Annotated in this window: 20 protein-coding genes and 3 pseudogenes; 11 read left to right on the top strand and 12 right to left on the bottom strand. The window is 71.2% G+C overall.

Annotated elements, in window-relative coordinates:
• Positions 1-68 precede the first annotated feature (68 nt).
• Together DK389_RS15185 and DK389_RS15190 are read left to right on the top strand one after the other, a co-directional pair.
• Complete coding sequence (locus DK389_RS15185) at positions 69-1,271, top strand: pyridoxal phosphate-dependent aminotransferase (RefSeq protein WP_109890771.1); 1,203 nt, start codon at positions 69-71, stop codon at positions 1,269-1,271.
• 526 nt (positions 1,272-1,797) lie between these two features.
• Complete coding sequence (locus tag DK389_RS15190; protein WP_109890773.1) at positions 1,798-2,091, top strand: hypothetical protein; 294 nt, start codon at positions 1,798-1,800, stop codon at positions 2,089-2,091.
• A 149-nt stretch (positions 2,092-2,240) separates the two neighbouring features.
• Here DK389_RS15190 and DK389_RS15195 read toward each other — a convergent pair whose 3' ends face one another.
• Entirely contained in the window at positions 2,241-2,819 is a 579-nt protein-coding gene (locus tag DK389_RS15195) for a type 1 glutamine amidotransferase domain-containing protein (RefSeq protein ID WP_109890775.1), read from the bottom strand.
• Between the two features lie 181 nt (positions 2,820-3,000).
• Between DK389_RS15195 and DK389_RS15200 the strand changes: the two genes are divergently transcribed.
• The gene (locus tag DK389_RS15200) at positions 3,001-3,222 is read left to right on the top strand and encodes a hypothetical protein (RefSeq protein WP_109890777.1); all 222 of its coding nucleotides are present in this window, start codon (positions 3,001-3,003) and stop codon (positions 3,220-3,222) included.
• A gap of 10 nt (positions 3,223-3,232) precedes the next feature.
• Here the strand turns inward: DK389_RS15200 and DK389_RS34270 are convergent.
• Positions 3,233-3,616: pseudogene (locus DK389_RS34270) on the bottom strand (hypothetical protein); the annotation flags it as partial.
• Positions 3,617-3,915: 299 nt separating this feature from the next.
• On the opposite strand from DK389_RS34270, the gene DK389_RS15210 reads away from it, so the two are divergent.
• Positions 3,916-4,125, top strand: coding sequence for a cold-shock protein (locus DK389_RS15210; protein ID WP_109896418.1), 210 nt, complete (start codon positions 3,916-3,918; stop codon positions 4,123-4,125).
• A 520-nt stretch (positions 4,126-4,645) separates the two neighbouring features.
• Here the strand turns inward: DK389_RS15210 and DK389_RS15220 are convergent.
• Positions 4,646-5,470 carry a 3'(2'),5'-bisphosphate nucleotidase CysQ gene (locus DK389_RS15220; protein WP_109896420.1) on the bottom strand — a complete coding sequence of 275 codons (825 nt, stop codon included), beginning with the start codon at positions 5,468-5,470 and terminating at the stop codon, positions 4,646-4,648.
• Positions 5,471-5,834: 364 nt separating this feature from the next.
• Between DK389_RS15220 and DK389_RS15225 the strand changes: the two genes are divergently transcribed.
• Positions 5,835-6,326: a DUF6101 family protein gene (locus DK389_RS15225; RefSeq protein ID WP_418292037.1), complete on the top strand. Its 492-nt coding sequence runs from the start codon at positions 5,835-5,837 to the stop codon at positions 6,324-6,326.
• Between the two features lie 2 nt (positions 6,327-6,328).
• Here the strand turns inward: DK389_RS15225 and ubiA are convergent, their stop codons facing one another.
• Both ubiA and DK389_RS15235 read right to left on the bottom strand, forming a co-directional pair.
• On the bottom strand, positions 6,329-7,279 hold the full coding sequence (gene ubiA / locus DK389_RS15230; RefSeq protein ID WP_109890779.1) for a 4-hydroxybenzoate octaprenyltransferase: 951 nt from the start codon (positions 7,277-7,279) through the stop codon (positions 6,329-6,331).
• Between the two features lie 117 nt (positions 7,280-7,396).
• Positions 7,397-7,870: a hypothetical protein gene (locus DK389_RS15235; protein ID WP_109890781.1), complete on the bottom strand. Its 474-nt coding sequence runs from the start codon at positions 7,868-7,870 to the stop codon at positions 7,397-7,399.
• Positions 7,871-8,130: 260 nt separating this feature from the next.
• On the opposite strand from DK389_RS15235, the pseudogene DK389_RS15240 reads away from it, so the two are divergent.
• The 5 genes and pseudogenes from DK389_RS15240 (at position 8,131) to DK389_RS15260 (ending at position 12,068) form a co-directional block, all read left to right on the top strand.
• Positions 8,131-8,882: pseudogene (locus DK389_RS15240) on the top strand (16S rRNA (uracil(1498)-N(3))-methyltransferase).
• Between the two features lie 226 nt (positions 8,883-9,108).
• Positions 9,109-10,474, top strand: a pseudogene (locus DK389_RS15245) (glutamate--cysteine ligase).
• Positions 10,475-10,653: 179 nt separating this feature from the next.
• Positions 10,654-11,091, top strand: coding sequence for a hypothetical protein (locus DK389_RS15250; RefSeq protein ID WP_109890783.1), 438 nt, complete (start codon positions 10,654-10,656; stop codon positions 11,089-11,091).
• A gap of 94 nt (positions 11,092-11,185) precedes the next feature.
• Positions 11,186-11,413, top strand: a complete 228-nt coding sequence (locus tag DK389_RS15255; RefSeq protein ID WP_109896424.1) for a sulfurtransferase TusA family protein — start codon at positions 11,186-11,188, stop codon at positions 11,411-11,413.
• 82 nt (positions 11,414-11,495) lie between these two features.
• Positions 11,496-12,068 (top strand): NUDIX domain-containing protein, encoded by a 573-nt coding sequence (locus DK389_RS15260; protein WP_109890785.1) that lies wholly within the window; start codon positions 11,496-11,498, stop codon positions 12,066-12,068.
• Positions 12,069-12,083: 15 nt separating this feature from the next.
• Here the strand turns inward: DK389_RS15260 and DK389_RS15265 are convergent, their stop codons facing one another.
• The 6 genes from DK389_RS15265 to DK389_RS15290 all read right to left on the bottom strand — a co-directional run bounded on the left by DK389_RS15265 (position 12,084) and on the right by DK389_RS15290 (position 19,570).
• Positions 12,084-13,409: an SDR family oxidoreductase gene (locus DK389_RS15265; RefSeq protein WP_109890787.1), complete on the bottom strand. Its 1,326-nt coding sequence runs from the start codon at positions 13,407-13,409 to the stop codon at positions 12,084-12,086.
• A gap of 2 nt (positions 13,410-13,411) precedes the next feature.
• Positions 13,412-13,888: a DUF2269 family protein gene (locus tag DK389_RS15270; protein WP_109890789.1), complete on the bottom strand. Its 477-nt coding sequence runs from the start codon at positions 13,886-13,888 to the stop codon at positions 13,412-13,414.
• 1 nt (position 13,889) lies between these two features.
• Positions 13,890-14,696, bottom strand: a complete 807-nt coding sequence (locus tag DK389_RS15275) for a WecB/TagA/CpsF family glycosyltransferase (protein WP_109890791.1) — start codon at positions 14,694-14,696, stop codon at positions 13,890-13,892.
• Positions 14,689-16,182, bottom strand: coding sequence for a GumC family protein (locus DK389_RS15280; RefSeq protein ID WP_109890793.1), 1,494 nt, complete (start codon positions 16,180-16,182; stop codon positions 14,689-14,691). Before DK389_RS15280 ends, DK389_RS15275 begins: the two co-directional genes overlap by 8 nt.
• A gap of 299 nt (positions 16,183-16,481) precedes the next feature.
• Complete coding sequence (locus DK389_RS15285) at positions 16,482-17,558, bottom strand: glycosyltransferase (RefSeq protein ID WP_236960896.1); 1,077 nt, start codon at positions 17,556-17,558, stop codon at positions 16,482-16,484.
• Positions 17,555-19,570 (bottom strand): glycosyltransferase, encoded by a 2,016-nt coding sequence (locus DK389_RS15290; RefSeq protein ID WP_236960898.1) that lies wholly within the window; start codon positions 19,568-19,570, stop codon positions 17,555-17,557. Before DK389_RS15290 ends, DK389_RS15285 begins: the two co-directional genes overlap by 4 nt.
• Before the next feature lie 165 nt (positions 19,571-19,735).
• Between DK389_RS15290 and moaB the strand changes: the two genes are divergently transcribed.
• Positions 19,736-20,293, top strand: coding sequence for a molybdenum cofactor biosynthesis protein B (gene moaB, locus DK389_RS15295; protein ID WP_109890797.1), 558 nt, complete (start codon positions 19,736-19,738; stop codon positions 20,291-20,293).
• 6 nt (positions 20,294-20,299) lie between these two features.
• On the opposite strand, the gene DK389_RS15300 is transcribed toward moaB, so the two are convergent.
• A complete protein-coding gene (locus DK389_RS15300) occupies positions 20,300-20,821 on the bottom strand; it encodes a hypothetical protein (protein WP_109890799.1) in 522 nt (173 codons plus the stop codon).
• Positions 20,822-20,853 lie beyond the last annotated feature (32 nt).

Raw genomic sequence — 20,853 nt, forward strand, 5'->3', positions numbered from 1 at the left:
GCCGCGACTAGGGTCCGCGCCGCCTGGAACCTGGCACACCACCTGACATTCGATCGGAGTACCGTCCCATGGGCTTTCTCGCCGACGCCCTCTCCCGCGTGAAGCCGTCCGCGACCATCGCGATGACGCAGAAGGCGCGTGAGCTGAAAGCGCAGGGGATGGACGTGATCAGCCTGTCCGTCGGCGAGCCCGATTTCGACACGCCCGACCACATCAAGGAAGCGGCGATCGAGGCGATCCGGCGCGGCGAGACGAAGTACCCGCCGGTCTCCGGCATCAATCCGCTGCGCGAGGCGATCGTCAAGAAGTTCAAGCGCGAGAACGGGCTCGACTACAAGGTCTCGCAGACCATCGTCGGCACCGGCGGCAAGCACGTCATCTACAACGCGCTCCTCGCCACCTTGAACCCCGGCGACGAGGTCGTGATCCCGCGCCCCTACTGGGTCTCCTACCCCGAGATGGTGATCCTGTGCGGCGCGACGCCCGTGTTCGCCGACACCGACATGGCGCACGATTTCAAGCTCCAGCCCGAGGATCTCGAGCGCGTCATCACGCCGAAGACCAAGTGGATCATCCTCAACTCGCCCTCGAACCCGTCGGGCGCGGCCTACTCGCGGGACGAGCTGAAGAAGATCACCGACGTGCTGATGCGCCATCCGCACGTCTGGGTGCTCACCGACGACATGTACGAGCACCTGACCTACGGCGACTTCGAGTTCGTCACTCCGGCCCAGGTCGAGCCGGGCCTCTACGAGCGCACGCTCACCATGAACGGCGTCTCGAAGGCCTACGCCATGACCGGCTGGCGCATCGGCTACGCGGCGGGTCCGGAGCACCTGATCAAGGCGATGGACTTCGTCCAGGGCCAGCAGACCTCGGGCGCCTCGTCGATCTCGCAATGGGCAGCCGTCGCGGCGCTGGACGGCACGCAGGAGCACCTCGCGCGCTTCAAGGCGGCCTTCCAGGAGCGGCGCGACCTCGTGGTCTCGATGCTGAACCAGACCAAGGGCCTGCAATGCCCGGTGCCGGAGGGCGCCTTCTACGTCTACCCGTCCTGCGCCGAGACGATCGGGCGCAAGGCGCCGTCCGGTAAGACCATCGAGACGGACGAGGATTTCGTCACGGAGCTGCTGCAGGCGGAAGGCGTCGCCGCCGTCCACGGCTCGGCCTTCGGCCTCGGCCCCAACCTGCGCATCTCCTACGCGACCTCGAACAAGACGCTAGAAGAGGCTTGCCACCGCATCCAGCGCTTCTGCGGCTCGCTGCGGTAAGCTCGGCCACGCGGCCGACGCGATCAGGCGTCCGGTGCCCTGCACCGGGCGCCTTTTTCGTGCCTCTGACCGACGGATCGTCACAGCGTGACAGAATTGGCGATCCGCGGTTGCCCGGCTCGGTGCCACCCCCTACATCGGCACTCCCCAGCGACCGATGCGTCCGACGGTTTCGCGAGCCCTCTCGGGCTGCATGGTGGCGGGGCGGCAGTGACGGGACGGCGCGGACCAGTTCTCTGCGCTCCTCCTGTGAGGCTCAGTGGGCCGAGTAGCTGCAGGTGTGTCGGGAGCGCGGGGAACAGGAACCGCGGACCTTGGCGCATGGCCCACCTGCTCATCCCCGGGTCGTCCTGCCCGGGTCGTCCCGCCCGTGTCGGCCTTCCGGGGCGCGCCTGCCGACGCCGCCTGCGCCATTCCGGGACCGGCGGGCCTAGTGCGGCTTGCGGGTTCATTCACGCTCCTGAGCGAAGCTGAGCTGGGCCGTGCAACCGGCCGCGTTCCACCGCGTATCCTCAGGTTACCCATCATGCGGCGCCTCCTCTCCGGCGGCATCAAGGCGATCCTGGCGATCGCGGCCCTGTCCACCGCCGCCCACTGGGCCATGCGCGTCCAGCGCGAGCCCGCCGGCCGGCCGGCCGCGGTCGCCGCGGTTCCCGACCCCGTCACCACCGGCTCGATCGAGACGCCGAAGGCGAGTGCCGCCCGCCAGTCGCTGGCCGAAGGCGCGCCGCGCGGTCTCGACCAGGATCACCTGTCCGCGCTCATCGCGAGCGCGACCGGCGACAAGCCGAAGGTGCAGAAGGCGGTGGCGAAACGCTGATCCTCCAGACCTGCGACTCGCTCCCTCCTCCGCTCGGGAAAGGGCGGAGTGAGGGATCCAGGCTTATCCGGCGATGCCGCACCCCTCACCCGGTGCGCTGACGCGCACGCGACCTCTCCCAAACGGGAGAGGCGAGGCCCGGCTCTGCCTCAGGCTGCGAGTTGGCGCGCCTCGTGCCGGCCCTCCTGGACCTCCTCGATGATCTTCGCGCAGAACGCGTCGAGGTCGCCCGGATTGCGGCTCGTGATGATGCCCTGATCGGTCACGACCTCCTTGTCCTGCCAGTGGCCGCCGGCATTCGTCACGTCGCGCTTGATGGAGGCAAAGGAGGTGAGCTGGCGACCCTTCACGGCACCGGTCTCGATGAGCAGCCACGGCGCGTGGCAGATCGCGGCCACCACCTTGCCAGAGGTGAGGAAGCCCCGGATCACCTCGAGGGCCTTCGACTCGAGCCGCAGCTTGTCCGGATTGATCTGGCCGCCCGGAAGCACGAGGGCGTCGTAGTCGCCCGCGTTCACGCCCTCCACGTCGTGATCGACCGGCACGCTCTTGCCCCAATCGGTCTTGTCCCAGCCGCGGATCGAATCCTTCGACTGGCGCGATTGCGGGGCGGCGACGTGGACGGTCGCGCCGGCCTCCTTGAGCTTGGCCTGCGGCACCGTCAGCTCGCTCTCCTCGAAGCCGTCGGTAGCGAGAATCAGGATCTTGGCCTGCTTGATGTCGGCCATGAGTGCACCTCCATGTTGGGATCTGGAGGCGCAAACTGCGGCCGCCGCGCGAGGTTCCGGCGCCTCCGGGCCGCGCGATGCCGCACGGGGCCGAGGCGGGGCCAAGACGGGGCCAAGTCGGAACCCCGCGCGCAACGGGGCCGTTGGTCTCCCACATCCCTACAGCGCGAGGAGGCTTCGCATGGCCAATCCCGGCCTTCCGACTCCCGAACCCACGCCCGGCGGCAACATCCCCGGCGATCTTCCGCCGCCGCCGCAGCCCGACGAGCTGCCGGATACCGGCCCGACCGGGCCGCGGACACCCTATCCGGTCGACGATCCCGGCATCGACGATCCGGCCGGCCCAGGCTCGGAGCCCGATTACCTACCGGGCAACCCGACCGATCCGGGCGTCCGCCTCTAGGGCGCTCAGTGCCCCCGTGCGAGGCGCGGACGTCGCGCGGGGCGTTGAGGATCTCGGAGAGGCTCGTCGCGACGTGGCGGGCCTCTTCGTCCGTCAGGCGCAGCTGGAACGGGGGCAGCGCTCCCGCCTGCAGGGCGACCACGGCCTGGCCCTGCTCGTCGGTGCCGACCTCGATCGCGGAGGAGGTGACGTCGAGCATCGCAATGTCCTCCTCGCCCATCTCCTCGGGAAGGTCGGTCTCGTCGGTCTCGTCGATCGCGGTGAGGAGCTGCCCCACCGCCCGCACCAGGGCGCGGGCTGCCCGGGCGTCCATCACGACGGCGGTGGCCTGATCGTCCTTCTGGAACGAGAGCTGGATGTTGCCGCCTTCGAGGGAGACCGAGATACCCGCCATGGATCGCCTAACTGCCTGGAGCCGAACTCATATATGCACGCTGCGGCGCGAAAAACACAGGGTTGCGGTGCTCTCCGTCCCCCGTCCGCGGCATGAGAACACGGACCGGCGCGACGGCGACGCCTTGTTGCGGCCGCATGAAGCCCCTACATAGGGTCTCGGGGGGCGATTGGTGAGACGGGCGCTCTACAGGTCCTGCGTCTCCAGCCCCGCCGCTCCGTCAGACTACGGAAGAGGTCTTCGCGCACGCCCCGTGTGGACGAGTGCTGTCGACCAATGGACGATACGAGGTTCAATTCGTGAATACCGGCACTGTTAAGTGGTTCAACGAGACCAAGGGCTATGGCTTCATCCAGCCCGATGATGGCGGCAAGGATGTGTTCGTTCACATCTCCGCTGTCGAGCGCGCAGGCATGCGCAATCTCGTGGAGGGTCAGAAGATCAGCTACGAGATCCTGACGGACAAGCGCAGCGGCAAGGATGCCGCGGGCAACCTTCAGGCGGCCTGATCGGAGAGCGATCGTCCAACGCCAGTCCGCTCGCGCGGACTGGCGTTTCCTGAAGGGCTCCGACGCCGAGCCCGAACCTTCCGACGCCGCCGATGAGCCTTGAAGGCCGAGGTCGCGCCGGATGGTGAAGATACCAAACCAGAAACGAGCCGGGCTCCGCCGAGAGGCGAATATCCGGTCCAAGGATCATAAGAAGAAACGACATGCAGTTTGAGTACACCCGGCGCCGTAGCGCCCGGTCGCCCGTCACCGACGCCGCGACCTTCCGTGTGGCTCGCCTGAATCAGGCCCGAATGCCGGCAAGCCCGGCCTCGATTGCACCCACGTCATCGATCGCTCCTACAATTACCATTCGCCCCGCGAACTGCGCTGGCATCTGGCCGATCGTTTCGGCCTGGCTCCCGCCGCCGTCTCGGTGCGCGAAGCGCGGGCCTGAGGGCTCCTCACGCAAGATCGGCAGAGCACCCCGGCACTGACGACGTCGGTGACGAGGCGGACCGGATGCGTCCGAGCGTCAGGCTCAGGCCGTCAGCGCCGCGACGACCGGCACCAGCAACCCGTCCGGCACGGCGACGAGTTCGCCGTGCACCGGGTTCTCCCGGTTGTAGATCGTGCGCCGGCCGGCGAGGTCGCAGACCGACCCGCCCGCCTCGCGCAGGATGAGATCGGCCGCGGCGAGATCCCAGTCCCGCGCGTCCGACGACACCAATCCCACGTCGATGCTGCCCTCCGCGACCCGGGCGACCCGGAGCGCGAGCGAGGGCACACGGTCGATCCGGACGAAGTCCGGGTCGGCCCCCTCGCGCGTGAGCCCACGCGTGAGACGTTCGATCATCGGCTTGGGGCCGGTGACGCGGGCGCCGGGAAGCGCGGCGCGGTCCGAGACGCGGATCGGCGCCTCGTCCCGCCGGGAGCCGCAGCCGGCCACGGCCTCGTAGAAATGCCCGCTCGCGGGCGCGTGCACGATCCCGATGACGGGCTGGCCGGCGGACAGCAGGCCGACCGCGATCGACCAGTCGGGGTGGCCCGACAGGAAGGCGCGCGTCCCGTCGATCGGATCGACGATCCAGACCAACCCGGATCTGAGCCGGACGGGATCGTCCCGCGTCTCCTCCGAGAGCCACGCGGCGGCCGGCACGATCTGGCTCAGACGCACCTTCAGGAAGGCGTCGACGGCGACGTCCGCCTCCGTCACCGGAGACCCGCCCGCCTTCGACCAGATCCGTGCGCGCGTCTGCTCACCCGACCGGAAATGCGGCAGGGCGAGCGAGGCCGCCTCGCGGACCGCCTCGCGCAAGGCCGGCATCAAGGCCTGCGCGGCCTCGGAGGACATCGTGTCGGGCATGAAGATCCGGGTCGGATGGTGCGGTCTGTCCGCGCTGGCCTCGGGGCCTCGCGCGGGCGGCGGGTCGGCGGCGCCCCGGCTCAACGTCGCGACGCTCCCGAAAGAGGGTGCGGCATGGCTCGTGCCGAGCGCAAGCCGAAACTAGGTCGCGCCCCGATTCGTCACAAGCAGCGCCGCGCAGAATGGGATACGCCGGGTTTGTCCCGATCTGTGCAAGGAAGCGTTGAGCATTCCGAGCATCAGAGGCATCTCCACCAACGCTTAACGCTCACTCTTAAGGTCGCCTGAGGAGGTTCGACGCGATTTTGCTTGGCATAACGGACGATCCGACAGAGATCGCCACTTGCATCAGGGCGTCAGGCAGATGAACACTTATCAGAGCATGAACGCGCACAGCCCCGACCCGGCCTCGGCGAAGTCTCCTGCCTTCGCCGCCTCGCCGCTCCCGATTCTCGGCACCCTCGCGGGCGCCACCCGGCCGACCGGGATCGCGCTGGCCTTCGCGGCCGACGATGCCGAGAGAAGCGGCGAGGATCGCTTCGATCTCCTCCTCGTCGACGATCAGGGCGAGGTGGCCTCGCGGCTCGGTCCCTTCGCGGAGGAGGATGTCGTGGCGATCTGGCGCGATCTCTCTACCCGGACCGGCCTGCCGCGGATGATCGTGCGCGAGGACGGGGCCTTGAGCCTCGTCTCCCGCCAGATCGGCCGCGTGGCGCTCGGCACCACCCGGATGCGCCGCCGCTGCGGGCTCCTCGGCGGCCGGCGCCCCCGCTTCCTCGTGCGCCGGAAGACCGGCCGACTGCCGGTGCGTCCGCTGATCCACCGGGGCGAGAACGAGATCATCGCCCGCTCGTGAGTTCAGGCGGCCCAGGCCCTGACGATCGCGTCGAGGGCGAGGCCGGCGAACAGGATCAGGCCCGCGTCCCGGTTCGACCGGAACAGGGCGAGCGCCCCCCGGCCGTCGCGCTCGCGCAGCCGCAGGACCTGCCGCCCGAGATGGGCTGAGAACAGAGCGATCCCGGCAAACCCCAGGGCCTCCGCGCCGGCCGCGATGGCCGCGAGGCCGATCAGCAGGGCGCAGGCCCCGTAGCAGAACCCGACCGCGAGGCGCAGCCGCGCCCCGAACAGGCGGGCCGAGGACCGGATGCCGGCGATCTCGTCGTCCTCGATGTCCTGAACCGCGTAGATCGTGTCGTAGCCGATCACCCAGGCGACGGCCCCCGCGTAGAGCAGGTAGGCCGGGAGATCGAGCCGCCCGAAGACGGCGACCCAGCCCATCAGCGCGCCCCAGGCGAAGGCGAGGCCAAGGACGGCCTGCGGCATCGACATGAACCGCTTCATGAACGGGTAGATTGCCACCGGCACCAGCGAGGCCATGCCGACGAGGATGGCGGTGCCGTTGAATTGCAGCAGCACCGCGAGACCGACGAGGGCCTGGGCGACCAGGAACACGGCCGCTTCCTTGGTGCTCACCTGCCCCGAGGGGAGCGGGCGCGAGCGCGTTCGCTCGACCTGCGCGTCGAGATCGCGGTCGGCGATGTCGTTGTAGGTCGAGCCGGCCCCCCGCATCGCGACGGCGCCGATCAGGAACAGGACGAGGTGCCAGGGATCGGGATAGGGCCGCCCCGCGGCCGTCGCCGCCAGCGCCGCCGACCACCAGCAGGGCAGAACGAGCAGCCACCAGCCGATCGGCCGGTCGATCCGCGCGAGCCGCAGATAGGGCCGCGCGCGCCGCGGCGCGAGGCGATCGACCCAGTGCCCCGCGACCGCATCGGCGACCCGGCCCTCCTCAAGGGGGCGGCCGTTCACCGGAAAAGCCGGGCGAAGCGGGAGGGGATGCGGTGGGGGCTGTTCATCGACGCCATCTCTCCTCCCCCTGCGGGGAGGGGAGGCGCGTTCGGGTGCGACGGCCGAGGCGCTTCGATCCTACAGCGCGCCCTGCGGCATCTTGAAGGAGCCGCTCAGGCCCGGTCCGCCGAGGAGACCGCCGGGGCCCTGGCCGCCGCCCGCCGCAGCCTGCGCGCGGGCCTGCGCCTCCATCTTGCTCGCCTGCGCGGCGACCGTGCAGATCTTGGTGCGGATTCCCGAGACCTTCACGTGGTCGGCCTTGAAGCCTTCCGCGAACGAATCCGGGATGGAGCACCATTCCTTGTTGGCGGTGATCCACTTGACGCCCTCGGCGCCGTTGGATTGCAGCTTGCCGAACAGGGCGCACGCCTCCTGCGGCGTCATCTTCTTCTTCGATTGCGAGGCCGCGTTCGCCTTCGCCACAAGTTCCTGCCGGGTCTTCAGCGTCTGCTGGATCGCGCCGCAATCGGCCGATTGCGCGAGGGCCGCGCCGCCGAAGAACACGGCGCCCGTCAGCACTGCGGCCAGGGTGGCGATGGATTTCGTGAGCATGCCGTCTTCCCTCTTGGCGCCGTCGTCCGATCCGCCGGCTTGTCCGCGCGAGAAGCGCGATCATCCGCCCGGCGGCGGGTTCCGGATCGTTCCGTTCTGCTTGGGCTCGGTTCTGCATAGGAATGTGGCGTCATTCGAGCCGCAAACCGGTGGCGCCGATCACGCGTGGGCAAATCCGCGAAAAGACCGTGGTGTAACGTTTCTGCAACGTTTCGTCAGGGTGCGTTGACAGGACCGCTCCGCCACGCGACTTCGCCCCCATGGCCGCCTACGACTTCACTGCTCCGCGCCTCTTCGTCGAGGCCGATCTCGGCGCGGCGCGCGCCTGCCCCTCGATCGGGCGCAGGCGAATTATCTCCTCACCGTCCTGCGCCGGACGCCGGAGGACCCGGTTCTCGTCTTCAACGGCCGCGACGGCGAGTGGCGCGCCCGCCTCGATCCGACCGGCCGCAAGAGCGCCGACCTCATCCTCGAAGCGCAGACCCGGCCCCAACCCGCTCGGGCCGACCTGCATTACCTGTTCGCGCCACTGAAGACCGCGCGGCTCGACTACCTCGCCCAGAAGGCCGTCGAGATGGGTGCGGGCACGATCCGCCCCGTCTTCACGCGCTTCACGCAGGGCGAGCGGATCAACGCCGAGCGGCTGCGCGCGAACGCGATTGAGGCCGCCGAGCAATGCGGCATCCTGGCGATCCCCGACCTGCCCGAGGCGGCACGCCTGCCAGTGGCCCTCGCCGACCTCTCGCCCGAGCGCCTCCTCGTCTTCTGCGACGAGGAGGCGGCGGTGGCCGACCCCGTCGCGGCCCTGCGCGCCATCGCGGATCCCATCGCACCACCCCCGCTCGCGGTGCTCGTCGGGCCCGAGGGCGGCTTCGCGCCGGACGAGCGGACCCTCATCGCGGCCCGCCCCAACACGGTGGCACTGTCGCTCGGCCCGCGGATCCTGCGGGCCGACACGGCAGCCGTCGCGGTGATGACCCTCGTCCAAGCCGTCCTCGGCGACGCGCGCTGAGCACCCTCTGCGCGCCGTCAGCGCGTGCGCGGACGCACATCGAGCGTGCCGGCCTCCCGGAAGCCGGTGCACCCGGCCGGTCCTGCGCAATGCAGCTGCCCCCGCCTCGCGTTGTCGCGCCTTGCGGGCTGGATTAAGGACACGACATCAGGCTGATGGGCGCGTCCGTACGGATGATCGGCGCACCTCTCGCTCTCCCGACCGATCCCGCACGACGAGGCAGCGCATGGCGCGCGATACGTCCGACACGACCCCATTGACCGAGCGCGCCGAACTGATTGCTTGGTTCGCTGCCGGCGAGAAGCCGCGCGAACGGTTCGCGATCGGGACCGAGCACGAGAAGATCCCGTTCTACCGCGCCGGAAGCACCCCTGTGCCCTACTCCGGCGAACACGGCATCCGCGCGCTCCTCGAAGGGCTCGCCCGCGAGACGGGCTGGGAGCCGATCGTCGATTCCGACAACATCATCGGGCTCGCGGGGCGGAGGGGGGGGCATCTCGATCGAGCCCGGCGGCCAGTTCGAACTCTCCGGCGCGCCGCTGCCCGACGTCCACGCCACCGTGCGGGAGCTGCAGGACCACCTCGACGCGACGGCGCGCGCCGCCGAGCCCCACGGTATCGGCTTCCTCACCCTCGGCATGAGCCCGAAATGGACGCGGGAGGAGACCCCCGTGATGCCGAAGAGCCGCTACCGCATCATGGCGGCCTACATGCCGAAGGTCGGCTCGCTCGGCCTCGACATGATGCTGCGCACGGCGACCGTCCAGGTGAACGTCGATTTCTGCTCGGAGGCCGACATGGCGCGCAAGATGCGCGCCTCCCTCGCGCTCCAGCCCGTGGCGACGGCGCTCTTTGCGAACTCCCCCTTCACGGACGGGCGACCGAACGGCTTCCTGTCCCGCCGCTCTGAGATCTGGCGCGACACCGATGCCGATCGCACCGGCATGCTGCCGGCGGCGTTCCAGCCCGGCTTCGGCTACGAGGCCTATGTCGACTGGCTCCTCGACATGCCGATGTATTTCGTGAAGCGCGGCGACACCTACCACGACGTCTCGGGCGCCTCCTTCCGCGACCTGATGGCCGGGAGGCTCCCCCAGCTTCCGGGCGAGTACGCGACCGTCTCGGACTGGGCGAACCACGCGTCCACCGCCTTTCCCGAAGTCCGCCTGAAGCGATTCCTCGAGATGCGCGGGTCCGATGTCGGCGGCCCGGCGATGATCGCGGCGCAGGCCGCCTTCTGGACCGGTCTCCTCTACGACGAGGGCGCCCTCGATGCCGCCCTCGACCTGACGAAGGCCTGGAGCGAGGCCGAGCGCGAGGCTCTGCGAGCCACCGCGCCGCGGCTCGGACTCGCGACGCCGGTGGCGGGCCGCAGCCTCGGGCAGGTGGCGGCGGAGGCGCTCGCCATCGCCCGCTCCGGCCTCCAGACCCGCGCGCGACGCGACGCCGCGGGCCGCGATGAAACGGTCTACCTGCAACCCCTGGAAGCGATCGTCGCCGCCGGCCGGACACAGGCGGAGGAGCATCTCGCCGCGTACGAGGGAGATTGGGGGCGCTCGGTCGCGCCCGCCTTCGAGACATGCGTGTTCTGACCCTTCGACACGACCGGTTCGGCCTGCCAGGATCGCCCGGACGCCCATCCCGGCCAGCCTGACTGTACACATGTGCGTGATGGCACCGGGAGAGGGACGGGGAAGCCGAGGACGGCGGAACGGAAGCGGGGCGACGTCGTTCCTACGGCACTACGGCTTCGATTCAGGAGATCGTTCGCATGTCGCGCATCATGACCCTCGCCCTCGCAGGCACTGCCGCGATCGGCATGACTGCCGGGTCCTTCACCGCCGCCGAGGCGGCGCCGCTCCCGGCCCTCAACGCGTCCCAGGTCGGCGGACCCGCCGGTAACGTCGATCAGGTTCGCTGGCGCGGTGGCGGCTATTACGGCGGCTACCGCGGCGTCGGCTGGCGCGGCGGCGGCTACGGCTATCGCGGCTACGGCTATCGCCGCGGCGTCGGCGGTGCACTCGCGGCCGGTGCCGCCCTCGGCATCATCGGCGGCGCCATCGCCGCGAGCTCGGCGCCCCGCTACGGTTACTACGACGGCTATTACGGCGCGGGCTACGGCGGCTACCCGGCCTACGGCTACGGCTACAGCTATCCCGCCTACGGCTATGGTGGCTACGGCTACCCGGCCTACGGCTGGGGCTACTGAGCCCGATCGGCGCGCCGCCTGACGCGGCAGCCGCCATCGTCTAAACACCCCGTCGACGGCACCCCGCCGTCGGCGGGGTTTTCGCGTGGGCGACATGCCGATCGAGCTGGACCTGCGCGGCCTCAAATGCCCGCTGCCCGTCCTGCGCACCCGGAAGGTCCTGCGTGGCCTTCCTCCGGGCACGCGGCTCGTCGTGGCCTGCACCGACCCGATGGCGGCGATCGACATCCCGAACCTCGTCCGCGAGGAGGGCGACCGGCTCGATGCGCAGGAGCGCGCGGACGGAACGCTGCGCTTCACGATCCGCCGGGGCGGCGGATAGATCCCGCCTCATTCCTGCGACAAGGTTTTCCTAGACGCCCGACGGAATCGGCCCGTGACGGGCCCGGCGGAGGCATCGAGGCATGGCACCTATCATCCGCGGCACCCGCACCGTGCACGACGGCTGGAGCCGGTTCCTCGTGGCCGAGGTGGCGATGCCCGACGGCACGCCGATCAAGCGGGAAATCGAGGATCACGGCCGCGCCGTCGGGGTGCTGCCCTACGATCCCGAGCGCCGCATCGCCGTGCTGATCTCGCAGTTCCGCGCGCCCGCCTTCTACGCCGACGGGTTGCCCGAACTCCTGGAAGCGCCGGCCGGCCTGCTCGACGAGGGGGAGCCGGAGGACGGCGCGCGCCGGGAGGTATTCGAGGAGGCCGGGATCGTGCTCGGCCCGCTCGAATGGGTGGTGCGCGGCTGGAGCATGCCGGGCATCTCGACCGAGCAGATGGACCTGTTCCTCGGGGCGTTCTCGGCCGCCGACCGGTCCGGTCCGGGCGGCGGCGTCGCCGACGAGCACGAGGCGATCACCGTGCACGAGGTGCCGCTCGCCGAATTGGCCGCGATGAGCGATCGCGGCGAACTCAGCGACATGAAGACGCTCGTCCTCGTCCAGACGCTGCGCCTGCGCCGGCCGGACCTGTTCGCCGCGCGCTGACGGGGCGGCGCTGCCTCAGCGCTCGTCGAGCGTCGCCAGGGCGACGAGCATCAGGACGATCGCGGGCCCGGTCTTCACGAGGGCGCCGAGCGGTTCCGTCCAGAGGTCCGGCGCGAGCAGGGCGGCCCCCACCATGTACATAAGGGACAGGAGGATTCCGGCGGTGAGCCCGGCCCGGCAACTGCGGCGGCCCGCGATCGCGAGGCCGACCGCGATGTCCGCGAGGCTGGTGACGAGCGTGATCGTGCGGGCGAGACTGTCGGGGATGCCGTGCGCGGTCAGGATCGCGGTTGCCGGCGCGAAGGCCGGAATCAGCGCGATCAGCCCGGAGGCGCACCAGAAGACCGCGAGGACGCCGATGACGAGCGGCTTCAGGAGGTAGAGTCGGCCGAACCAGCGCTCCTGAACGGTGAGGGGCAGGCGCGCGAGCGTCCGCGCGAGGCCGGTCGGCGCCAGCCCACTCTCGGCCATCCAGGATCGCGGATCGCCCTCGACGCCCCGCATCATCTCGCGCAGAGCCGTCGTCCGAACCGGCGGCAACCAGCCAAGGAAGGCCGCGGCGTCGCCCAGCCGGGCGCCGGCCGCGAGGAGCGGGGCGGGGAGCGTCAGGCGCGGGCTCGCGCCCCCGAAGCGCTGTCGGAACTCCCCGACCACGGCACCGACCTCGGAGGGCGGGGCCTCGACGACGTCCCAGACCGCCCGCCACTCCTGCTCGCCCGCCTGCCAGCGCCGCGCTACGGAGGATACGGTGCGGGTGATATCCTCGATCGCCGTCACGGCGAAGGGGCGGCGGCCGACCGCCTCCGGCAGGGCGACCGGAGCGGCGGCGAGCGCACGGATCAGGGCGCTGCCGCCATAGGCCCCCGGCGCGATCACGAAGCCCGGCCGCAGGACGAGGGATGGGCAGCCGGATCCCGCGATCCTGCGCTCGGCCTCGCGCTTCGTCCGGCTGAAGGCCGTTTCGTCGTCCGCCTCGCGCCCCGGGATGGACAGATGGATCAGGAGGATGGGGCGGTCCTGCGCGGCGATCGCCGTCAGCAGCCGGGCGACGAAGCCGTCGTGTACGTCCCGGGTCGTGCCCCGCGGCCCGTCCTGCAGCACGCCGAGGCAATTCACGACGATGTCCGGCCGATGCCGCGCGATGAGGCCGGCGAGGGCCGCCTCGTCGAGATCGACGACGGGGCAAGGGCAGGCGTCTGCGCCGAAGGAAGTGGCCTGCGCCGTGGTGAAGCGTCGAGCGATGGCGGTGACCGGAAATCCTTCCTGCGCCAGCGCCTCGGCGAGGGCTTGGCCGATCAGGCCCGAGGCGCCGAGAACGGCGATCCGCGCCGGGACGTCCATGCTCACCCCCACAGGGACGGCTTCGCGATCATCAGCCAGCCGGTTGCCAGGACCGATCCGAACCCCGGGACGCCGCAGGTGAACCAGAGCCGGAACAGGCGATGGTAGGTCGCGGGCAGCGGTCCGCGGCCGCGCGCCGCCTCCGCGGCGAGATCCCGCATCCGTGCCTGGATCCAGACCACGGGCAGCCAGAACAGGCCGGCGACGAGGTAGAGCCCGAGCGACAGCGCGATCCAGCCCTCCGTCAGGGACCGGCCCGTCTCGCGGACGAGGAGGTAGCCGGTCACCGGCTGCGCAATCACCGCGGTTGCGGTGAAGAGCGCGTCCGCCACCACCACGGTCGCGGCGGTTCTCGCCACGAAGGCCGCGTCCCGGGTGCGATGCGCCATCAGCATGAAGAAGGCGATTCCGGTGCCCGTGCCGAGGAGGATTGCGGCGCCGAGCACGTGCAGGGCCTTGAGGACGAGGTACTGGCTCACTTCAGCGCGCCCGCGGCGCCGCTGCCTTGTCGGACCCGGCGCGATGATCCTGCGCCGCGATGCGCAGGAAGCGCCAGGACCGCACGAAGTAGCGCCGGAAGAGGCGCTGCGGAGCGTGCAGGAAGCGGAACAGCCACTCGAAGCCGGTCCGCTGCATCAGGAGCGGCGCCCGCGGCACGAGGCCGGCCGCGACGCTGACGGCGTCGCCGACCGCGAGCGTCACCGGGCTTCCGAGCGCCGCGCCCTGGCGGTGGACCCAGATCTCCGATTTCGGCGCGCCGACGCCCATCACGAGGAGCGTGGTGCCGTGCTGGCGCACCCGCGCGGCGAGTTGCTGCCCGTAGGCCGCGTCGTTCTCGAACCCGAAGGGCGGTACCGCGATGGCGATTGCCTCGGGGGTGTGCCCGGCGCGGACGAGGCGTGCCCGCAGCCCCTCGCCGGCAAGGGGCGTCGGGCAGACGAGGAAGATCCTGGCCTCTGGATCCGGCGGCTCGGCCAGCGCGGCGGCCAAGAGGTCGTGCCCCGTGACACGCCGCGCCCCCGCCCGTCCGAGGAGACGGGAGAACCAGACAAGCGGCATGCCGTCGAGGGTGCGCGCCGCCGCGCTCTCGTAGGCGGCGCGGAAGGCCGCGTTCTCGGAGAGCAGGACGATGTGATCGACGTTCGCCGTCACCACGAGGCGGGCGGCGGCGGCGGGCCGGGCGGCGGCCTCGGCGAGGATCTCCGCGGGGGCGGCGGTGGAGAAGTCGAGGCCGAACAGGCGGTGATGGCTCCCATGCGCCGGCGGTGCGCGCTCGATCTCAGGCATCGGCCGCCCGAAAGCTGCGGGCCGGAACCGGCGTCGGCGGCGCGGCCACGTGCCTGCGCTGCGCCTGTCGCCGGTCGCGGTCGGCGCCGAGCGCGAGGGCGATGCCGGCCCCGAGCAGGAGGCCGAGCATCAGGGCCACCGGCAGAACCACCTTCGGAGAGGGCGGCCACGTCCGCTCGCGGGCCGGCGTCGCGGGGGAGATGACCCGCACGTTGGAGTTGTTGAGCCGCTCCTGCTCGCTGGCCTCCCGGGAGCGGCGCAGGAAGGATTCGTAGATGCCGCGGCGCGACTCGACCGTCCGCTCCAGCTCGCGCAGGCCGACATTCGCGCGGTCGCTCGCAGCGTTCTCGGTCTTCACCCGCTCGAGATTCTTCTGGATGGCCGCCTCGCTCGCCGCAGCGCGGTCGTAGTCCTTCTGCGTCGTCTCGATGATGCGCTCCTTCTCGCGCTGAATCATGCGCTGGAGGTCGCGCTGCTGGGCGTATTGCTCGGCCATGGCGGGGTGGCGCTCGCCGAGTCGGGTCGCGAGCTCGGCAGTGTTGCGCGAGAGCGTGGCGTATTGCTGCCGCAGCGCCTGCATCTCGAGGGATTGCAGCATCTCGGGCAGCGCCGTGCCGGCATCGCCCACCTTCATCTTCTTGGCCTGGTCGAGCCGCGAGCGGGCCTCCGCCGTCTTGATCGAGGCCGTGACAAGCTGCTGGTTCAGGTCGCCGAGCTGCTGGTCGGTGAGGAGCCGGCCCGAGGATGCGACGAGGCGGTTATCCTCGCGGTAGCGCACGACCTTGCTCTCGGCCGCCTCGACGTCCTGGCGCAGGGCGTTCAGCCGCCCGGTGAGCGAGTCGGACGCGCGGCGCGCGGCCTCGGTGCGGGCGCCCGCCTCCTCGGCGAAATAGGCGTCGCCGATCGCATTGGCGATGCGGGCCGCCTTCTCGGGATCGCGCGACTGTACCGCGACCTCGATCACGAAGGTGCGCTCGGCCCGGCGCACGATCATCTTCTGGCGGAGGGTATCGAGGGCGAGGTTGACGGGGTCGCGGCTCGCGGGCGGGGGCACCATCCCGAGCGCCCGCTTCAGCCCGACGATGACCGGGTTGTCGGAATCCGGCTTCACGTACTCGTCGTCGTCGGCGAGGCCGACCGTGCCGATGGCCCGGCGCAGCACATTGTCCGACTGGATGACCCGCACCTGGCTCTCGGCGATCGAGACGCCGGCATCGGCCTGGGGGGTGCGCGCGCTGATCTCGTTCTCGACGACGCGTAGGTCGGACGGGTCGATCAGGATCTGGATCGTCGAGGTGTAGCTCGGCGTCAGCAGGCCCATCACCGCGACTGCCAACGCCAGCATGAACAGGCCGCCGAGCAGGATGAAGCTCACCCCGCTCCAGAGCCGACGCAGGATCGTGCGCAGGCTCGGCTGCTCGTGGTCCGGTTGCTGGAGCACCACCTGCACCGGCTCGCCGCGGATCGGTGTCGCGAAGTCGAACATCTGCCTCGTCCCCTGACCTGTCCGGTCCCGGAACCTCCCGGGCGGACGCGTGGCCCCGTCGGACCCGTCCTCTGGGCGTCCCGTGCCGAATCGGAACGGTTCTTCCAGCGACGGTGACGAACGAACAACCAGTCGCAACCGCCATGCCGGAGAGATAGACCATGCCGCGGCGCGGATGTCTTGTCGCGCGGGAGTCATGGCGGTGCAAACGCGAGATCATCGGCAGTTACCGACGATTAAGATTAATCCGGTTGCCACCACTGATCGAACGAGAACGCGAAAATGTGTCTTTCACAGCTTCACGTTGTCGCAACGGTGCCGCTTTTTGCGTAAGCGGCTGGTCCGCGCGCCAGGAAGTCACGGAATCGCGCGGCGTCGTCCTCGGCTTCCCTGTTCCAGGCCGCGACGTTCGCCCGCGCGGCGCTCGCGGCCGCGGCGAGGCGGCCGTCCCGCGCCCAGCCGGCGATCGAAGCGGCCGCAGCGTCCGGATCCTCTGGGCGCAGGAACAGGCCGGACGCGCCGAGCACTTCCTCGAACACGGCTCCGATCGGCGCCGCCACGGGCAGGCCGCCGTGCTGGACCTCCAGCAGCGGGAGCCCCAGCCCCTCCGCCTTCGAGGTCGAGAGCAGGAGGTGACTCGTCTCGACGAGGCGGCGCAGGCCCGCATCGTCCACGTATCCGTGCAGCGTCAGGAAGGGCGGCGGGTCGTCGAGGAAGGGATGACGCCCCCAGCCCACCCGGCCGACGATGTGAAGCTCGGCGGGAACGCCCATGCGGTTGAGGGCCGCAATGATCGCGAGGGCGGCCGGGTAGTTCTTGCGCGGCTCGATCGTGCCGATCGCGAGGAGGCGCAGCGGCTCGCCGTGCGCGCTCGCGAAGGGCCGGGCGGGGAGGTCCGCCAACCCGAACACGTCGCCGGCCGCGGGCCGCAGGAGCGCCACGAGAGCATCCTGCCGGCAGACACGGCGCAATTCCGCTCCCGTACTCCGCGAGTTGACGAGGAAACGCCGGCCGTAGCGCATCGCCAGAGCGAAGCTCGGGGCCATGTAGAGCTGGCTCTTCCAGCTCAGGTCCTGCGGCCGCGTCAGCAGGAAGGTGTCGTGGACGTAGAGGATGCAGCGCTCGCCGAGCAGCGCGCAGAGGGGGCCGGGCGGAAAGCCCGGGAAGACGAGGAGCGCGTCGCGCTCCCTCATTCCCTTCCAGGGCATCCCGATCTGCTGGGCCGCGAGCAGCCCGGGCAGGCCACGGCTCCGGACGAGCCGGACCTCGTGAGGGCTGAGCCGCTCCGGCGCGAACAGGTCGCGTGCGACCCGCTCGATCCCCGTGACGTGGCCGCGGATATGGGTCTGGTCGACGTAGATGCGGCGGGGCCTCACGCTCCGGCTCCCGCCCGGCGCAGGGCGCCGCGCATCCGTGCTGCGAAGTAGAGGCTCCGGCGCATCCAGAACGGCAGGTTCCGGCCGAGAACGGCGTGCTTCACGCGCCTCAGGCGCCGGACGAACCGGGGCGAGGGCGCGTCGACGGTGCCGCCCTCGCCCCCGTGGCGCTCCGCGGCCATGGCGAAGCGGGCGAGCATCGCGGGGGCGAAGCGCAGACGCCCCCCGCGCGGCGGCAGGAGCCCGGCACGGACGAGAGTCTCGTCGAGGGACATCGCCGCCGCGGCGTGGCTGAAGCGGTTCTCGAAGGCGATCCGCGCGAAGGCGCCGAGGCGCTGCCGTGTGTCCGCATCCCCCACGAGCTCTTCCAGCGCGGCGGCGAGCGCGCCGGGCTCCTCAGGTACGAGCCGCCCGCTCACCCCGTCGATCACGGCGGTGGTGAGGCCCGTCGCCCGATAGGCGAGGGTCGGCGTGCCGCACAGGCCCGCCTCGATCGGCGTCTGCCCGAGGGTCTCCAGGCGGCTCGCAGTGACGTGGAGGTCGCAGGCGCCGTACCAGGCGGCGAGTTCCGCCTCCTCGGCGATCGGGCCGGGGGCGTGCAGGTTCGGCAGGCCGAGGCGGTCCGGGTCATCGAGACGGCCGATCGCGACGAAGCCGATGCCGGGCCGCGCCACGCGCCGCAGGGCGGCGACGAGATCGGCGACGCCCTTGTCGGGTGCGTCGACGATCACGGCGGAGAACATCACCAGGACGTCATCGGTCGGCAGGCCGAGCCTTCGGCGCAGGGCGCGCCTGTCGCCGGGGGCGAAAATCCCGGTCGGGAAGGCGAGGGCGATCTGCCCGACGCGTGCGCCTTCGGGCGCGTAGTCCCGCGCGCGCGCCGCCGTCCACTCGGAATTGGCGAGGAGCAGCGGCCGGTTCGCGCCGCCGAGGATGGCGCGCTTGCCCGCATGGTGGCCGGCGATGCGACCGCGCCGGAGCTGCGGGTACTCGTCCGGCGTCGGGCAGGCCGCGTCGCAGCCCGCGGCGAGCCGCGTGCAGCCCTTCGGGTAGGCGCAGCGTCCCGTGAGCGGAAACAGGTCGTGCAGTACCAGCGCGACGGGGATCGTCGTGCCCAGTCGCCCCAGGATGTCGAGGCTACGGGTTGCCCCGTGCAGGTTGCCCGCGATGACGAGGTCGGGCGCCGCATCCCGGATCGCCGCCTCGGTACGCGGGAAAGCGTCGGTCCACTCCGCGGCTGCCGCGGGCGATTCGTCGGTCAGTACGATCGGCGCGACGCGGTGGCCGGCAAGCACCAGGGCCTCCCCGAGGCGGCGCTGCGCGATGCCGGCCCCACCCCGGCGCCCCGTTCCGGTGAGCGACACGATCGACAACCCCCGGCACGGCGGCGGCTCCGGCGCGCGCTGCAGCAGGACCGGCCGCCCGATCCGGGCGAGGCGCGCGCCGGACGCCGCAAGCCGAGTCCAGAGCGCGGCCGGAGGGCTGGACATCGCAGTCCCGTCGAGGTGCACGCGCGCGAACAGGATCTCGCCGCCCGAGGGCGCGGCATCCGCGGCCGGAGCGGCGCCGCGGAGCGAGGGCACGTCGAGGCCGGTCACGCCCGAGCCGTAGCGGACGCGCAGGCCCGCCACCGCGGCGGCGCCCGTCAGCGCGGCCTCGAGCGCGAGGGCGACGAGGGCACCCGGTGCGAGAAGGTCGCCGGCCGGCAGGATCAGGACATGATCGCTCGACCCGTCGGAGGGGGTGAAAGACCCGGCCTCAGCCGCACGCGCCGGCAGCACGTCGTGACGCGCCTCCGGATAGCCTTGGGCGAGGACTGAAGCGAGCGTGTCGGCCAGGCCCGCCTCCGACCCGTCCGAGACCGTGACGATGAGCAGGCGCGGCCAGGGTCGCCCGTCCGGCAGGGTTGCCGGCCGCTCGATCACGGAATGGTGCCGGCTGCCGGGCCAGTCCGCTATGCCGTGCGGCGGCCGGCGCGCGCCGGCCGTCAGATCGTCGAGGGGGCGCTTCAAGGCTGCTGCGGAACGGTCGGCATCGCGGGGTCGAGAGCTCGTAGTCTGACGCGCAGAAGTTGACGAAGCCCTTTCCACGGCCCGCTTTCCAGGTCCCGCCGCCGAGCCTATCTCAACGTCCGATCCGGGGAACCGTCCCCGCCAAGTCCTCGCGAGTCCGCTCTCATGCCCAGCCCCAGCGCCGCGCGCAGCTTCATCCCGCTCTCGATCGCCGTCCTGACGGTCTCGGACACGCGACGTCCGGAGGACGACCGCTCGGGCGACACGCTGGTCCAACGGCTCACGGAGGCCGGCCACGGCCTCGCGGCCCGCGCCATCGCGCCGGACGAGGTCCCGGCGATCCGCGGGCAGGTCGAGGCCTGGTCGCGCGATCCCGGAATCGACGTCGTCATCACGACCGGCGGCACCGGCTTCACCGGCCGCGACGTGACGCCCGAAGCCCTGGAGCCGCTGTTCGAGAAGCGCATGGACGGCTTCTCGGCGGTGTTCCACCGGATCTCCTACGACAAGATCGGCACCTCGACCCTGCAGTCGCGGGCGACCGCGGGGGTGGTCAACGCCACCTACGTCTTCGTCCTGCCGGGCTCGCCCGGTGCCTGCAAGGACGCCTGGGACGGCATCCTCGCCCAGCAGCTCGACTACCGGCATCGGCCCTGCAATTTCGTCGAGATCATGCCCCGCCTCGACGAGCACTTGCGCCGCGGCGCGTCCGTGGCGGTCTGACGAGCCTCAGGCCCGTTCCAGCCGCGCCATCAGCATCCGCGGCTTCAAGCGCGGGGAGAAGTGCGGGCCGGCGACGAGGCGCTCGCGGCGCACGAGGTCGCCGGGGCGCGGCGCGCTGACGCCGAGCACGCGCTCGCCCTTCGTCGCGAGGCGCGCAGGCAGGTTCGCGTGGGGCCGGCGTAGCCGCGCCAGGGCGACGTCGGGCCGCGCGGTGTTCACGAAGCGGTCGAGGGTGCGGATCCAACCCTCGGCCGGGACGTCGCCCGCCTCCAGGCACAGAACCCACTCGCGCCGGACGCCACGGGCACCCGCGGCCCAGGGACTGCCGCCCCGCGGGCGCACCACGAGGGCCGCACCCGTGGCTTCGGCCACGGTCGCGACGGTCTCGTTCGGCACGGCGGTGACGATCACGGCATCGCCGATCAGGCCGGCGGCCACCCCCGTGACGAGCGCGCTCAGGGTGTCCGCAAGGCGATCGATCGCGTCCGGATCTGCCGGTCGAGCCACGTAGGTCAAGGCGGAGATCATGCGCGCCCATAAACCATTTTCGCGCAAAAGAG

It is taken from the genome of Methylobacterium durans, assembly GCF_003173715.1.
Taxonomy (GTDB): domain Bacteria; phylum Pseudomonadota; class Alphaproteobacteria; order Rhizobiales; family Beijerinckiaceae; genus Methylobacterium; species Methylobacterium durans.